The sequence below is a fragment of the Moraxella marmotae genome (genome assembly GCF_042219885.1).
Taxonomy (GTDB): Bacteria; Pseudomonadota; Gammaproteobacteria; order Pseudomonadales; family Moraxellaceae; genus Moraxella; species Moraxella marmotae.
On record NZ_JBHJHR010000003.1, the window covers coordinates 1 to 18,404 of the forward strand.

Consider the following 18,404-nt stretch of genomic DNA (forward strand, 5'->3'; position numbering starts at 1 on the left):
AAGCCACAGATAAACTTATTTGAAACCCCTGAAATGATGTATGCTAGACACAATAACTTCAATGTGATAGGTATCTCACATGGCTTAATCAGTCATCTGTCTGATGGCTTATATACCAAACGACAGCCTATACAGGAAGTTAGGGACATTACTCAAGAAGTAGAAGATGTCTTATTAATCACCTAACCACTCAAACCAGCCTAAGGAGATAACCCATGGCAGAAATCGTAGATAATCCATTTTATGTAGACCCATCAGAAACCACAGTAGCAGTAACAACACCCACAGTGGGGGATAGACTAAAGGCACTGTATGGACAGAATGCACCTAGATTTACCATGGCTGATGGTAGTCTAAAACTTTTAGATACTAATGATAACTGGGCAGACTGGTCAAACTTCCCAACAACAACAGCAAATACTAAGCTGGCTGGTACATTAAAACCCTTTGCCTATTCACCAACATCTAATGTACTGGCACTGGATACACCCACAGTAACCGTATCTAATACACCTACCTTAGCTACTACCAGTCCTGCTAATGTGGTACAGGTATCTAATAATGGTATTAATAACGGTAACAATAGCAGACAAACAATAGGTCAGCTTTTGCGTGATAAATATAATGGCACACGATTTGGTCAAACAGCGTGGGGTAGTGCAATTGGTAATAGTGTATTTAATGCTACTGAAACTGGTAGTAACAATGTCAAGGCTCTGAGTGCTGCTGAAAAGATTAGTATGATTGGTAATACCATCAGTAATATCATGACAGCCTTAAATAACCGTAAAGCCATGAAGATGGCAAAACAAGAGCTAAACCATAATATCATGAACAATAACCGTAACTGGGAAGCCATGCGGCGTAATTATAATGCTCAACTAGAAGACAGACAACGCTATAAACTGGCTTACTACAATGCCAATAATAATGGTACACAAACTCGTCCATTGACTGTGGGTGAATATCTGAATAAATACGGAGCATAATGATGAGTACTGAAAATATTTTTACCAATTACCCTAGATGGGAACAAGTCAAAGACATAGATGCCAGTCATGCCATTGATGCGGCATTTAAGTATGCAGAAAACCAACAAAAGGTCTGGGACAATCTGAATAAAGAAGTCCAAGGAGTATTTGACACAGCACAGGCACACAAAGCCAATGAAGTACAAAAGGTGATAGATGCGATGCCTGCGGAAGTGTTAAATAGTCCACTATCCACTGATGTGATTAATACACTGACTACTGATGCGTTTAAGGACATTGGTGGTGCTAGTGCTAAGACAACAGCAGGTATCCTAGGCTATGGTGATAAGCGTAGAGATACTTTGTTGGATAGGGGCATAAATGAGTTACGCTTGAATAGTAATAAGATTGATTATAATCAGAAGAAAGAAACGGACGATGTTAATACTGCGGTACAGACATCAATCTATCTTTCTAATTTGGTTGGGCAATTGACCCCAGTAGATTACGAAAAAGCGACTGATAAAGAAAAACAAGCCTATGAAGATGCTTTAAAACTATACACTGATTTTGATGCCAGTATCCCTACTAACCTACGAAATAGAGTTACAGAAGGGATACTAAACAGTCAAACAAATCACTTAACCAATCAAACTGATTTTTATAAAGCTCAGGGTGGTTTTTATGATATTGCTGCTAGTAACGCCTTACCTGAATTTTTGGTTTATACCAAAAAGCTGGACGCACTAGAAAGTGAATTTAAAACAAACTATGCAAAAGCTGATGGTAATAAAGATAAACAAAAAGAATTGGGTGAAAAATTTGAAAAAGACAAACTGGCTTTAAACCAGAGTCATAGTAGTCTTATCAAAATTTTAGGTGATAATAATATTAACAGCCGTGTACTGCAAGGTCTTGAAAAGTATGCACAAAGCAATCAAGAGTTTGAGTCAAGATTAGCACTTGATAAAGCCAGAATTGAAGCTCTAAAAATACAGGGAATAGTAGCCCAAGATAAAGTTGCTATTGAAGCTTATAAAGCTACTAATCCATCAGGTAATGGTGGAGGTGGTCATGAAACTCCTGAACAAAAAGAGTCCAGAGCAGATGCAAAGAGTGTCCTAAATACTTATAATATTGGTGAGGCATACCAAGCTGCTTATATGACTAATGGTAAAATAAACCCAGACAAAGCGATAACTCGTGGTATTGCTGTCGTTAATACTTTGGTGGATTTTGGTAATCGTGGCTATAATAATAAGCCTATGAGTTATACCGATTTTAAAGCAACATCTACTGGACAAAAAGGTATTAGTGCTTTAAAGAGTATGCCTGAAGGGGCAGCAGAAAAATGGCAACAACAGGTTAGTAAATTGCCTGAGAGTGATAAAATTATCCTGCTTACTGCCATTGCTAATGGTGAACTAATCCCGTATGAAAAAGGGTGGCTTAGTAGTAAAGCGACTGAAGTTAAGGACTTGGACGCAAAAATCCAAAAAACCATCACAGAAGGTCGTAAAGACTTTAAAAATCTGATGCGTAGAACAGCATCAGATAATTTGGTAAATCATATTAACATGGTTTCTGAAGTACTGGGTGTTACCCCTACCCAGTATGTCATCAATAATAAAAAGCTATTTACAACAAAACAAAAGAATGGGGAAGTACTGATAGACCTACTACCTAAAGATTATAGGGACGCTATCAATGCGTCTACGCCTGTTGTTAATACTGCGGTTAATTTACCTAATTATGCAGGCAAAGCACCACCAACACAAGATATGGCAAAGGCTTTGGCTACAGAAAAAGGAAATAACCCTACAAAAAACTCACAACCTAATAGTCTGATGAATAGAGCAGTAGGTACTGCAGTAGCAGTAGCTACTGAACCACTAAGCTGGATTCAAAAACTTTTTAAGTAGGTTAAGATTTAAAGATTACTGCTAAGCAATTTAATATACATAATCCTATTAGAATAGCTAAAGGTAACGCAGTATCTAACCACCAGCGTAAAGTGTAAGTATCTGATTTATTATCAACTGTATGAACCATTACATACTTACTGACTTGCTTAGGTGAGTCAGTATTTTTATCATTTGCTGGCGATAGTTTTTCGTAAAGCCAGACTGATGCACCCACAATCAATACTGCAGGTAAAGGTCCTATTGCAAAAGATAAGAAATACACAGTAAGCATAATAGCTATGGTAATTAGTACTTTATATAGTTTCTGCATTCTACGGATTATAATTAAACTAATAGTAAATAAAAAGAAATAACCGCATTCTGCGGTTTGGTGGGTTTGGCTTAAAAATTAAATAAAATAAAATAACTTAAGTAGTATAATAATAGAGTACTGGTTTTTGATAAATCTTGTCAAGACCCTTAAATTTAAAAATTAACTAAGTGATTTATATTATTCAAAAAATTTTTTGTAACTGAACATAACTCTATAAACCCACTCACAACACCGCCAGCGGCGGTTACTTATAAATTACCTATCTGATAATCATAACAGTTAAACTAAAATTTGTCTGAATTTATTCACTTAAGGAACTGTTATGACTGATTTTGATAGCATCGCTTTACGCATTCTTAGACAACATAATCATGTAGAAAAAGCACGAGAACAAAACCAAACCAGCAACCCTGCGGCTACGGTGTATGCAGCGGCAAATAAGTTTCGTGCTACTTATGGATTACCAAGTTATCAAGAAGAGCAGCAAATAAGGCAACAACAAAAACAAGATTATCTTGACAAAGAAGCTGCTAGAGCTGCAGCAGGTTTATACAGTGTCATGAACCGTGCATCTAGTGATGCACCTGTACCAGTCAATCAAATTAAACACCTAACTCCCCATGTTGATAATGATGTCTGGGGAGATTGGGGTAGAAAATTGGTAGATGGTACAGACAGTTTGATAGATAGTGCGGTAACAGTAGGTGGTATTGCATTAGATACTGCACAAAAACAATTTATTTCTACTGCTTATCTTACCCATGGTGATTATAAAAATGCGGCTAAAGTATGGACAGATAATCCATTATATTCAGGACAAACTCACCAAGCACTATCAGCCGTTACAGGTATAAATCGTCAAGATATTGATACATTTAAAAAAGATACTTTTGGGGATTATTCAGATTATCAGAAGCAGTCTGACCAAGAAGTCGTAGATGCTGTTGCTGGTCAAGAAACTTATCTAGGTAAAGTAGCTGCTGCATTATATACCGCTGCCAAAAACCCTATTTATGCAACTGGGGAAGTTATACAATCCGTACCTAGTATGCTGGTAGGCGGCTATATTGGTAAGGGTTTGACTGCTGCAACTGGCTTATCAGCTGGTGTAGCGAATGCTGTAGGCACAGGTACAACAGCTGCTGCTACCAACCTAGCAGATATTCATAGAGAAAAGGGTAGTATTGGTTATAAAGAAGGTGCTTGGGCAACAGCTGGTGGATTGGCTGAAGGTGTATTACAAGCAGCTATTCCTGTAAATAAACAGATAGAGAATATCATTAACCCATCTACTGTGAGAGCAGTGGCTAGAAATATTAATAATCGTACTAAGGATTTACTCAAAGACGCAGGTAAGGAAATACTACAAGAAGCATCACAAGAAGGTATTAATGATTTTCTTACTCAACAAGGCAGTGGAAAACCATTTGATGTAAACCAAAACGCATTAGCAACTGGTTTAGGTGCAGCTACTGGTGGTCTAATGCACACTGGTTTATCAGCCCCATCATACGCCACTGGCTTAATAGGTGATGCTGGTCGTGGTGCAATTAACTACGCTACACAAAAAATCATCACTGAAAAAACCAACCCCGACTCAGACAAATATGACCCTGTTACAGCATTTACCCATGCCAGTGCTAAAGAAGCTACGGCTAAAACTGATGAAGAAAAAGCAGCAGCACAACAAGCCAAAGAAACAGCATTACAAAAAAGTAATGAAAAAGTCGCTGACCTAATGGAGCAAATCCAAAATGCCAGTGGTGATGAAAAAACCAAGCTAGAGCAAGAGCTACAACAGTATCGTGAACAAACGGTATCTAAGCTCAATGACAACTATGCTAAACAGCAAATCACCCAAGAAGAACAAGCACAACAAAGTAAATACGATGCTTGGGATAACTTTATGCAAGTGGTTGGTTTACCCAGCTATCGCAGAATCCAGCAGAACCGTGAAGAGCTGGCTAAAGCCAGTGAAGTAACCGTAGTCGCAGGTACAAATACTGGGACTGGTACAGTCAATCAAGGCAGTACTGGTGGTGGCTATAACCACAGTATGCAAGTAACCAAAGCCAATAACCCTAAAGTGGGTATGCAAGTGGGTATCATGGGTAGCTATGCTGCTGGTGGTGAGAAAGGTAAACAAACTGGTGCTGGTAGTAATGACCACTTTGACATCTCTGCATGGGACGCTAATGGTAAGCGTGCTAATCCAAATAACTATGCAGTACGCTTTGTCAGAGCTGATGGCGTAACCATCGCAGACAGTATGAAAGCCTATCCATTGATTCCTGCACAAAAGTTTGGAGCACAAAGAGCGTATGGTGGTCATGTGGGTATTGATATTGACTCTCGTCATTTTGCTGGACAGCCTACTCGTGGCTTGTACATTAATCCACAATACACTGTTACCAATCTAGAGTTTAGTAAAGTAGTAACTGATGCACCTAAGGGTAAAGATGGTAAACGCCAAGGTTATGGTAACTTTGTGGATATTACCTTTAGTGATGGTGTCAAAGTTCGTGTGGCTCATATGGACGCTGATGGCTCTAATGCCCTAAGACAACTGTACGCAGGTACAAAAGGTGGTACTACAACAGTACCTACTACTACACCTACCCAACAAGCCAGTGGTAATACCAATAGACAACAGACTACTGTATCTACAAGCGGTACTGGTAATGGCAGTAATGCAATTACTCAGTTTACTTGGAAAGGTAATAAGACCATTGAAGTTACTTATGCTGATGGTCGTGTAGAAAGTAGACAAGGTAATGCTGCATGGCGTAACAACAATCCCGGGGCATTGGTTTATGGGAATAGAGCCAAAAGGTTTGGTGCTATTGGTTGGACAGAAGGTGTTAATGACGTTAAGCTAGCCGTATTCCCTACACTAGATGCAGGGAAAGCCGCTCTAGATGATTTGTTAAGAAAAGGTCTTGCCAATAAAACGATTAATGACTTTTCTATTAGCTACTTAGGGGCTGATACTAAAACTGGTGTAAATAAGCACGGAGAGAGTGCTGGTACATATTCCAATACAGTTACTGATGTATCTAAATTACCTAGAAATAAAAAGTTCAAGGATATGACAGATGCTGAACTTGCTCTAGTTGCAAAAGGTATCAGTACACAAGAAGGGTTTTTTGATGAAGGTAAAATTACTACCATCACAGAAGGTAGTGGTCAGTATAATGGTAGTGTAGATACCCAAGCGGTAGACAATACCCAAAACCAAATCAATCAACTACTGGCTGAAATAGAGCAAGAAGAGAATGAAGCCAAAAGAGCTAAGCTACAACAGCAAGTAGATGAACAGCAAGCACAACTACAAGAGCTACAAGCACAGCTACAACAAAGCCAAGCACAAGCCAATCAAGTACATGAACCTGATGCAGATGCCATCAGTACAGCGATTAGTCAAGCTGACCCACAGCAGGTAGCACAAGCTCGTACGCAAGCATTTCATCAGACACTACGATATGCTCATCTACTGACTGATGATGAAATCAATGACCTAGAAAAGTACCAAATCCTAGATGAAAAACAGCTAGAAACAGTCAGACACCTTAAGAAAATCCATGACCCTAAACTGGCTACACAAGTCAAAAAAGAAATCTACATTGGTAAAAAAGGTGCTAAGGCTCAAGATTCTTATATTGGTTTAAAAGACTATATTACCTATCTGCAGCAGTCTATTGGTTCAGAAGCTAATATTACTGATACCAGTACATTCCAGCGGTATTATGGGTTCTTAACCAATTGGAATGAAAGTCATAGTAATAAAGCCATCACAGCTCAAAGAGCATTCCAACTGGCACAGCAAACAGGTGAAGAGCTAATCATCGCTCGTAATAAAGATAATAATGACTGGGGCATCTACCGTAAAGGTGAACTGACTGATGAGCAGCGTGTAGAGCTGGGTGCATTAAAGATTGGTAAATATTCTAAAGCACTGGTGAATGGGCTTATCACAGAAGCAGGTCATATCAATGATGTGAAACTGGCTTATGATGATATTCTAAACCATAACAATATGCCTACCGTAGAGAGCTTAAGCCTAAAATCACTGGGTGTACAAGGCGAAACTACCACGATACTAGATACTATCAAAGATGTAGAAAGCCAGCACAAGCAAGCTGTACAACAAACACAAACAGCACCACAGGCACAGCCTACAGCTGACCCCATCATCAATACAGATACTGATGTGGCGGTACAAAACCAGCAAACACCTAAGTACAATCAACAGGTCAATGATGTATCAGTCGCTACAAATACACCTACGACACCAGTAGATACTGCACCAGTAGCAACCAATACCCAAGAAGTACAAGGCTTGGGTAATCGTAATGAAACCATCACTGTAACTAAGCACAGACAAGTGGGGCAATATGTAGCAGGTAACTATACTTCTTATCAAAGCCGTGTTAATAATCAGAATCTGGATAATACCTACTGGGTGGGTAGAGTCGCTAAAAAGAAAGAAGATGGCTCATACCAACATATTTCAATGTCTCGTTATGCTTTGGCTGATGATGAAAAACTCACCAATGACGATGGTAGTATTAAAGAAGGAGTACTATCCACACCATTTAATCCACTGGATACGACTGCGACTGATGAGTCGTCAAAGCGTAGAACTGAGATTGCTCTGGCTACCAATCAAGAAAACTATGGCGTACTGCATGATGGTACAAAACAAGGTCGTACCGCAGCACTGACAGAAGCTGCTAACCGTTATATGGATATGCTAAGAGTGGCAGTGGCTCGTAATCCTGAATATGCTGATGTACTGCTTTCACTGGCAAATAATGATACACAGATTTATACTGATACCAAAAAGTATATGAACTCAAATATTGGGGTAATCAACCAAGTACTGGACTCACTGGCTGAACTACAGCTGGATAGCAACCTACCTGCTAAACAAAAACAGCAAGCAGTTAGCCAAGTATTAGAAGCCATGGGTACAATGATGAATGATGGTGAGTTTTATCCATCTGTACCTAGACAGCTACCTAATGGTCAAGACTACACCAGCTATCTAGATGGGGAAGGTTATACAGCAACGGTACATGGTAAAGAGCAGTATCAAGCATTTGCACCACAATATAAAGGGGCTTCACTGACAGAGACTGGTATTGGCTATGCCCTAGATAGACTAAACCAAACCAATAATAATGGTGATGGTAATAACAATAACAGTAACAGTAACCCACAAGATGATGTTACTGGGGTAACATGGTCTGATGATGAGAATACACACTGGAGTGATGATGACCTAAGTGTCTTTGATGACTTGGTTAATCCTAATACTAACGCTAATACCAATCCAAATACCTTATCTACTGGCTTGGACAATACTATTGATGATACTGGCTTGGGTGATGTCATCGCTGATACACCAGCACAGAATGATACACAGAGTAATCCAGTAGATAATCCAACACTACCACCACAAAGCAAGTCCTATGACAGCTTTGAGCAGATGGTAGGTGAGCTTGGCTTAGATGCAGATAATGAGCTAACCCAAAGAGCTGGTACAGATTATGATGAATACCTGAACCGTACAGATACCCAGCCTAATCTGACACTAGATGGTATCACTACCAATGCTGATGGTAGCCAGCAAGCACAGTTTAGTATCAATGGTAATCCATACACTGCACCTATCAAACCAGTAGCACAGACTAATCAATCTACTGGCTTAGATAATGTAGTTAATGATACTGTGGTAAACCAAGAGCAAGGAGTAACTGATACAGCTACTAGTACCAGTACTGATACTAACACTGACACTGTACAAGCACAGAAACACGCTCAATCCCAAGCAGATAAGCAAGTATCTAATACAGAACAAACTGAGCAAACCAAACAACAAGATACTGGTACAAACCAAGTAAAAGCAACAGACAGTGTAGCAAGTAGTACAACCAAGTCTGATGATACTGTACATAAGCAAGAACAAGCTAAGCAAGAGCCAGTAACAGATAAACCTACGACTCAATCTGCTGCTGCTACCAGCACAGCAAGCCAGACACCAAATAACGCTCAATTTGAACAAAAGGTAAGTCGTAACTCAAGCATTCCTATTAACCGTAATAGAAACGCTCGTATCAAAGAAACCAATCTGACTGGTTTATCTGCTCGTATAAATACAGACAAGCCAAGTAATACCCCTGTACGCTATAAACCACAGTGGGTAGATAAAGCCGTCAAAGTACTAGACCTAGTAGAAACTATGGCTGAATATATCGCAGCCAATAAAGACAAAGTATCTGCTGATGTACTAGAAAACTTTGCACTGCTACAAACATTGGTAAGCCATCACCCAAATATCAAAGTGGTGATATATAGTAAAAACAATGCACCTAAGACTCGTGATAGCAAAACCATCTATGTCAGTCAGCACAGTAATAACATGATTAGAGATGTTACCAAACAGCTCGTACAGCTCACCATACAGCGTGTAGCAAGTGAGATGGAGCTGGTACACCCTGATGATGTAGCCAATGCTAAAGACGCTCTAAAAGCCATTAAAGACGGTCATAGCACTGAAGAAAATGAATTGACCAGTATTGATGACTTTAAGCATTTGATTAAATTGGGTGAGCTGAATGAACAGCTTAAGCAAATCTTATTTGCCATGCGTCAAAAAATCCGTCAAGCACAGGATAATGAGCATATCAGCGATGAGCTAAGAACCAAGTTAATCCAAGCATCTACCAGTCCTACGGCACTGCTATCTATGATGATGGATACTGATGTCAAAGCGTTCTTAAAACAAACACCAATGACAACAGATACAGATACCAAACCAAGTACCAAGTCTAAAAAAGGTATCTTTAATACTGCCTATAAAAAGCTGATGAATAGCTTGGCTAAGTTCTTTGGTTTAAATCCAAAGCAGCAAACGGCTTACGAATCCTTACTTGAGAATGTGGGTCAGCTAACCATCATCTCTGTGCTAGATGACAATGTTAGCTTTGAAGCATCACAAGATGCTAAGATGACTGTATTTAAAGATACCACAGAAGATGAGCGTACCAGTGAACTGGCTAAGCCAATCATCATTACTAAAGACGACCAAGAAAAAGGGGTCAGTGCTAGAAATGTCTTAAAGGCTCATTTTGACCAAGAGCAAAGCAAACATAAGCCATTATCCAGTATCCCCAACTACTTAGAAAAACTGCTATTAAATCCAGTCAAAGCAGCCCTAAAACTGGGATTGGATATTGTACCTGATAAAGCACAGATTAATCAGTTAGAAGACTTTGTACTATTCGCAGGACAAATGCGTGAGTATCTAAACCAAGTACATAATAAGTCCAATGAATTGTACGAATACAAATCACTGGCAAGTTATCTGGGTCAAGAAGGTGCATTTGATACCAATACCTTAGACGCTATCAGCTATGCTATCTATGACTATATCCTAAGCTATGGTGAACAGCAACAAAATACCTTTGATGATGTGTTCTCATTATTGGGTATCACAGATGCTGATGACCGTAAGCGTATTAGCTTACCCCAAGAAGTTTATGAAACTTATCGTTATATTGGACGCATTCAGACCTTAGAAGCTGATGCACTGGGTAAGCGTATCGCTCAGACACTGAACATTAAGAGCGTAGAACAAGGCTCTATTGAGCTGGATTCTCGCTTGTATTCAGCCTTAGGTAACTGGGCAATTGCTGCCATGCAAGCAGCGGATTTAATCCATATTCACAGTATCTCTAGTAAACAACACCTAGAGAATCACATAAAACTACAAGAGCAATTAGACCCTAAAGAAGATAACACTGATAACACTGATAACACCAACGCTGCTGAAAGAGCTAAGCACAATGCACGATTAAATAGCAGTATCTCAGAGCATGGTACAGTACACTTTATTTCATTTACTAATATAAACGGTAAACAAACCAATCAGCGTGTCAATCAGATTATCCAAACCAAAACAGGTACGCTAGGGTTCTTAAAACAAATCATGGGTGGGGCATCAGCAACCAGAGTACCACTACTTAAGCCACCTAGAGCAGATGATGTTAAGACTAAGATTAAGCGTACTGTGGCTAAAGTAACCAGCCTACAAGCCAAGCGTGTGGCTAAAGCACAGCAAGAAGCCATGGTGGTCAATGAAACTGTATGGCAAGCAATGACAGCATTAGCACAGCAGCATCAAGGTAAATTCCTACTGATGATTGGAGCAGGGTATACTGCTGAGCAAGTAGATAAACTACATAAAACCAAACATGATAGCTTTTATAGTAAAGTTGAAGGGATACAGCGTGATTGGAAAAATGCTCTAAACTTTATCGCTGGTATCACTGCTGATGAAAATGGTGAACGCAAGTTTTGGGATAAGATGTTTATGGCTGGTAACAGCCGTATGCACTTAAACTCTAATGTGTTTAATATTCAGTCATCTAAACTGCATCGTGCGATTGCAGACTTGGATAACTTTAAGGTAACGATTAAGCTACAAAATAAAGATGGTCAATCTACCATTCAATCACTACAACAAAAACTGGCTCAGCAGCAACAAAAGCTACAACCTGAACACTTAACCAAAGATGAGCTATCACTGCTGTTTTTTATCAAAGCCATTGGTGAGAATGCTGAAGGTACAGAAGACTTTGTAAAACGATGGGTAGCGGATAATTATCCTAACATCTTTACAGAAGGCTTTACGGTAGATAAGCTACCTGCTTATGTGTTTGTTCCTGCTTTATTGGCTTATATGCGTCAAGACCATGTACAAGCTGGTATCAAAGCCATGCAACAAGTAACTGCTGGTGATAGCATTACAGATACGCAAATGGACGCTATCAAAGCTGTGGTAGATGAGATGGATATGCAAGGCTCATCAGTAAGAGCTTTGGTAGAGTTTAGTCAGCTACAGTCTGCACTGGAAAATAAAGACAGTAGCCTAACTACTACACTGGGCTTAAGCTCTGATGGCTTGAACAACGGTGCATTCTTGGCTCACTTTTGGAATGGTACTTATGATGCAACACTACTCAATCGTACTGGACTATTTCTTAATCAAAGCCAATATGAAAACTACCAACAAGCTCGTCATGACAGTACACTGGGGGATTATTATACTGGCTTTAAAGACCGTACTGTTGATGCACAGCAGATAGCCGCTTATAAAGAAAGTCAGTTGCAACAAGCCATCTCTAGAGCCAAAGAAAAAGGTTGGAATGTCGCTAGCGTCATCAAAAGGATACAAGCAGAGCATCAGCTATTAGACCGTGTTATCAGTATTCATGACAGTCTGTATAAGCGTAGTGCGGCTAAGTCTGTACTTGTACCATTTAACTATGGTGCTGGCTTGGCAGCAACGGCTCGTTCTACTTTTGATAAGTTCTTAGATGACCAGATTTCATTTATGGAAGATATGGTTAAAAAAGAAAATAAACTAAAACAGCAGCTACATAATGGTGAGATAAACCAGTATGAGTATAACAACGCTTATTATGGGCTATTACAACAAATCAAAGAGCGTCATACCATCTATGCTCAAATGATGGATAAACACCCTAATGATTTGGTTTATCAGCATCATAAAGACAGTCGCAGATACTTGGTGATTAATGACAATCTACAAATCAGTGATTTGTTGGATTATTGGTTTGATGATAAATCACTGGGTGAGCTACAACAAGGCTATCAGCAAACAGCAGCTAAGTATTTAAATACCCAGCTAACTCAATACGAAGAAAGCTATATCGCATCTCGTGATGTCAATCTGGGTATGCTGACAGATATTTTTGACTTGGCTAATGCTACTTTTGATGAGCTTGAGACAACTGCTAAAGATAACTACCTTGAGCAACAAGCTGCTAAGTATGTAGAGCAAGGCATGAGTGTAGCTGATGCGAAAACACAGGCTGAAAAAGAACTGGCTTATACTGGCTTACCTAATGCGTATATCCAAGAGCATATCATTACACCATGGTTACAGCTGGTACAGCCTAATATCAATACGCTGTATAGCCGTGAAAGTGGTGAAAGACAAGGTGCATTGCAGATTGCAGATTTCAAAGAAAACTTAATCAGTGATACTGCTGATGGTGGTGAAAATCTAACCAGCAATGCGTTTTATATGATAAACCAACTGGGTAAACTGCAAGGTACAAGTACAGCATCACCAGTCAGAAGACAAGTACTGACGGAGTTTATCCTGCGTGCTAATGCGTCTATGACGCAAAGTCTGGATAGTTATATCTCATCATATACCATGAGTGAAGGTAAGCGTGTCAATGTCAATATCCACGATGCGAACATTGGTGCAGTAGATAATCATATCCAAATGACGCAGCTACAAAACCAAGCAACTTATCATGCACTGCTACATTATCAAGGGCAACTGGAAGTCTTAGAGACTTTGGTTGATGCACTGGTTAATGTACAAAAAGCAGTGGCTGATGGTAAGCTAGATAAGGCACTTGCCTTTGACGGAGCTAAGCTAAGCACACTACAATCTACTTATAACCATGTGGCTCATGTGGTATATACCAACTTAGCGACACTGGATAAAGTCAATAAGATACATCAATATGCAGGTGAGTTTGGTGCTTATACACCAACCCAAGCAGATAAAGATGCACACGCTAAAGTTGCCAAACAAACACAAGAAAGACTGCAAGCGGTACAAGATAAGTTAGATGGGCTTAGAAAAGATAGTGTACAAGAATCTACCAAAGTAAATACACCAGCCACATCATCAGAACTGCGTCATGAGTCAGCCAGTGAATTGCTTACCAGCTATTTACAAAGTGTATCTGACAGTACCAATAACCCTGATGCAGCTATGGCTGAGCTACTGCATGAGCTTATTAGTAAAGATGATGGTGAGAATGATATAACTGTGATTATTACTGATGAACCATTGACAGACTATGATGGCAACCCTGCAAGTGGTAGATATGATACCACTAACCATACCATTACTATCTATCATGATAGCAAAGTCCATGGTGATGAGATTAACCAAAAGGTACTGCACCATGAGATTATCCATGCTCTGACAGAACAGCATATTCTAAACCCAACCCAACAAAGCCAAAAGCACATACATACACTACAAGGTATGTTACGGTCAGTACTGGCTTATTATAAAGCCAATCAAAAAGCACTGGATACAGCCTATCCTGAAGCTGCTGCTTATATGGGATTATTACAGTCTATGGCTAAAGATGACAAAGCCAACGGCACAAACTATGCGTTAAGTGAGTTCATTGCTTATGGTATGACAGAGCCAGTGGTGATGCGTATCATCAATGCAGGCGTGGGTAAGAATGTACAGCTGAACAACACTGGCTTGACAGCACGCTTTAAGGCATTTATTAACAGTGCATTGCATATGCTTGGTTTAAAACCAGAAGACAAAGGTTATGCTGGTTTTGCTCAAGTGGTCTATGCTTTGATGACCCAAGACAGACCTACGGATACTCGTAGCCAAGTACAAGAGCAACTCTCGTTATTTTCACGAGTGATGGAAGAAACTGAGCATCAGTCTGCCAAGCAAGTCTATGAGAATATCCAAGATAACAGCATCTCATCACAACATAATGAGCGGTTAAATAACCTATGGGCAAGTGTTTATACACCGTTTTATGATGCTCTAGCCACAGAGCATCAGACAGCGGTAGATAAGAACTTAAATAAACTGTTTGAAGAAGCAGACCATGGTTTGTTTGGTTTATCTGCCAAAGAAGCTCATGCTCATCTGATGGTATCTTATATGTTATCTACTTTATTAAATGCCCATGCTGATACAGAAGCGGTAAACCAAATCCGTAAAATCTATGGTCAGATTACTAAGAATATCAGTACAGTAGAAGATTTGTTTGCTGATTATCATACAGTCAGTGCTGATGTACAAGCCATTTATGATAAGCAGTACAAAGCCTTAATGAGCAGTAAAGCTGATGTGAGTGCTAATACACAGATTGCTCATGTGGTATCACTGGCTTTAACTTCTGAAAATCTACGCCAAAGACTAGAGCAAGCATTGGATAAAAAACAAGCAGAGAATAACTCATGGTTTGATAAAGCCATGAATGCTTGGTATAAAGCCAGTCATATCCTAGAAAGTAAATATCTGGGTAATGCACAGACTACCACAGAAGGCTTGGATAAGATGCTGACTAAGCTGGTGCAGATTGATGTGTCATCACGCCTGCATCATATCAATAAGCTGGATAATGCTTGGGCAAATACCTATGGAGCGATGATGAATCTGGTTAATAAAGCCTTTGATAAAACGGCTGATGTGGCTACTGATGCAGTGATTGATGGTCTGGATAAGACTGGTAATCATGAGATTGCTGAAGGATTTAAGGCATACAAGCGAGTTAATAAGGTAATCAAAAATGGTCATGATGGCTATGATAAATTTGCTGATGGGCGTAATATCCGTTATAAAGATGGTAGTAAGTTTAGTGCATCTCAAGAGTATTCAGATGCTAGTAATTTACTGTTTGATGGTTATCTTGGTTTTACAGAGTTAATAGCCCCACCCAAACTAAAAGGATTGGTTGCTGAAGTCAAGCAAGTACTGTATGAGCTAAGGGGTAACTATGGCATTGGTCATGTGGTAGAGCATATCAGCCGCTTGAATAACAAAGTCCAACAAGACCGTGTGGCTATCAAGAACGATGTGATACAAGTATTAAATAAAGTATTTAAGAACCCACAAGCCATCACAGATGATGTCAAAGTTGCCATTACTCGTGTGCTGTTAAAGACAGATGCTCAAGCATTGTTAGATACTCATAGTGATAAAGATGTTTTGCGTTTGGTTACAGATGCTGATTATCGTCAAAAACGCTATGATGATTTGTACAATAAACTGGCTCAATATGAATCAGACCCAGTGAAGCTAAATTATCTGCGTGTGTCTATCAAAAAACTGGGTTATTACATGGCAACAGAAACCACTGTCAAAGGTATGGTTAAAGACTCTGCGTCTATTGCTTCCTTTACAGGTACTCGTTACAAGACTGAACTTGAGAATGTCAATCCTGACTTACTGGCTGTGATTGATGAGCTGGTATCACTGGACTCACTGAACTATGTAGATGCTAAGTATATGCAAAAGGTTACAAAACTGGTAGAAACAGAAAGCCAAGCACTGCTAGCAACACTACGCTTTAGTCAAGCCATGGTAGCTCAATCCAAAGAAGAGTTTAAGTACAATGCTCTAAGCTATAACAAAGGCTATGTACCTAGTATCCTAAGCCCATATACTGATGTTATCTCGGTAACGCAAGCTGAGATTGCAGATAAGCTACAAGAAGGTTATGAGCTGGTCATGGATATACCTATGGGTCAAGATAGCTTTGATAATACAGATGGTCGCTATCTGATGGTGAATACTGAATACGCATCACAACGCCGTGTAACAGGGGCATTGGAGATGAAAGATACCCATCATAAAGGTTTTGTGGTATATGATTATCAAAATGACAGTGCAGAGCTAAATCGTGTCGCACAGCAGATGGAACAGTATCGCTGGGAACAAGCCAATACCATCAATGCCAAGTCTTATGACCCAAGAACAGAAGCTGGTAATAACTTGGTCGCTGTAACTGATGCTAATGGTTTATTAACCCATTATCAGTATGAGATGACTGGCAGTACTCGTGATATGCTGCTTAGCCGTGATATGCGATTTGATGAGCTACTAGGCACGATGAATGCCAACTTAGCAGCCAGTCCTGAGATTAGAGCCTTACAGCAAGAGCTGGCTAAACAGCTAGCAACAGATGCCAAAGATGGTAGTCAAAAGAACTCATTTGCTTATACGGTACTAGACCCTAACAGTCTAGACCCTAAGATGGAAGAGATTTATAGACTACTACCATACGCATTTAGAACAGAGATGGAAAGACAATTTGGGGTAGGTAAACCAATTCTTATCCGCTCTGATGTATTTAATACTGTATTTGGCTTTAAGGCGTATTCTATCGCTGAGATGTTTGATAAAGCATCAGGTGAGCGTAATGCTTTAGAAACCATCATGACCATTTTGTACAAATCTATCTACGGTAATAAAGCCAGAAACAAAGCAGGCTCTCATTATGAAGTGTGGACTTGGTTTGCTAAGACTGCTAAGAACATGATTGTTATTCGTTCTATTAAAGTACTGGCTTTTAATATCTTAGCCAATATGCTTATGCTACTAAACCAAGGACTATCACCCACACAAGTGGCTAAACATACATTCTATGCTTGGAAAGAAGGGCGTAACTATACGCAACTGGATAAACAAAAACGCCAATTGGAAGTACAGTTATTGGCTACCAATCCACAGGATAAACAAACCATTGCTAAGCTAAGTCAGCAAATCAAAGTACTGGAAAATCAGCTAGAATCCAGTGGTATGCACAAGTATATGCAAGCTGGTCTGGTCAGTACCATTACTGAAGATGTGGATACTAGTACACAGACTAAAACTTTTAAGTCCAAGTTTGAACAGACACTGGAAGATATTGAAGATAAGATTCCAGAACCTGCTGCAAAAGTACTGAAAGTTGCTTTGGTTCACCCTGATACTAAGGCATATAAGCTACTGGCTGAAGCAACACAGTTTTCTGATGTGGCTGCTAAATATGCACTGGCTAAACATATAGAAGCCAAAGCATTAAAGCAAGGTAAATCCAAAGCAAGGGCATTTGAAGATGGTATTATCGCTGCTCAAGAAGCATTTATTAACTATGACTTACCTACATCAAGAACCTTACAAACAATGAATGACCTTGGTTTTGTGATGTTTAGTAAGTTCAGTTTACGCTTCCAAAGAGCATTGGCTAGACAGCTGCATCTCAATGGTGGTCAGACACTGGCACAGCATTATCTGTTTGAGTGGCTGACACCTTATCCCGGGATTTTAAGTCCATTTGCTGGGGGTATCCATTTGGGTGAAGGTGCATTGACTATCTTTGATGGTATTGGTGAACTACCACTGTTTCAGTTGTTAAGATAATTAAATGATAAACCCCAGATGCAATGTCTGGGGTTTATTAGTCTAACTACACAAAATATCATCATGCTATAAAATGATAGGTATTAAATTTGATAGATACTAAAAACCCACCCAAACATAGTAAAATACTCCCCATCACCAGTTTTACACCAAAATGATGTGTTTTTGCTGTAATGTTGTGATTTTGGGCT

The 18,404-nt window shown here is 39.5% G+C and carries 5 protein-coding genes; 4 read left to right on the plus strand and 1 reads right to left on the minus strand.

Going from position 1 to position 18,404, the window contains the following annotated elements:
• The 3 genes from ACFBZI_RS10490 to ACFBZI_RS10500 form a co-directional block, all read left to right on the plus strand.
• The coding region (locus ACFBZI_RS10490; protein WP_375716354.1) for a hypothetical protein at positions 1–186 on the plus strand (186 nt) is incomplete at its 5' end.
• Between the two features lie 29 nt (positions 187–215).
• A complete protein-coding gene (locus ACFBZI_RS10495) occupies positions 216–989 on the plus strand; it encodes a hypothetical protein (RefSeq protein WP_375716068.1) in 774 nt (257 codons plus the stop codon).
• The gene (locus ACFBZI_RS10500; RefSeq protein WP_375716067.1) at positions 989–2,893 is read left to right on the plus strand and encodes a hypothetical protein; all 1,905 of its coding nucleotides are present in this window, start codon (positions 989–991) and stop codon (positions 2,891–2,893) included. Before ACFBZI_RS10495 ends, ACFBZI_RS10500 begins: the two co-directional genes overlap by 1 nt.
• A gap of 1 nt (position 2,894) precedes the next feature.
• Here ACFBZI_RS10500 and ACFBZI_RS10505 read toward each other — a convergent pair whose 3' ends face one another.
• Entirely contained in the window at positions 2,895–3,206 is a 312-nt protein-coding gene (locus tag ACFBZI_RS10505; RefSeq protein ID WP_375716066.1) for a hypothetical protein, read from the minus strand.
• 325 nt (positions 3,207–3,531) lie between these two features.
• Here ACFBZI_RS10505 and ACFBZI_RS10510 point away from each other — a divergent pair, with 325 nt between their 5' ends.
• The gene (locus tag ACFBZI_RS10510; protein WP_375716065.1) at positions 3,532–18,213 is read left to right on the plus strand and encodes a hypothetical protein; all 14,682 of its coding nucleotides are present in this window, start codon (positions 3,532–3,534) and stop codon (positions 18,211–18,213) included.
• The last annotated feature ends 191 nt before the right edge of the window (positions 18,214–18,404 follow it).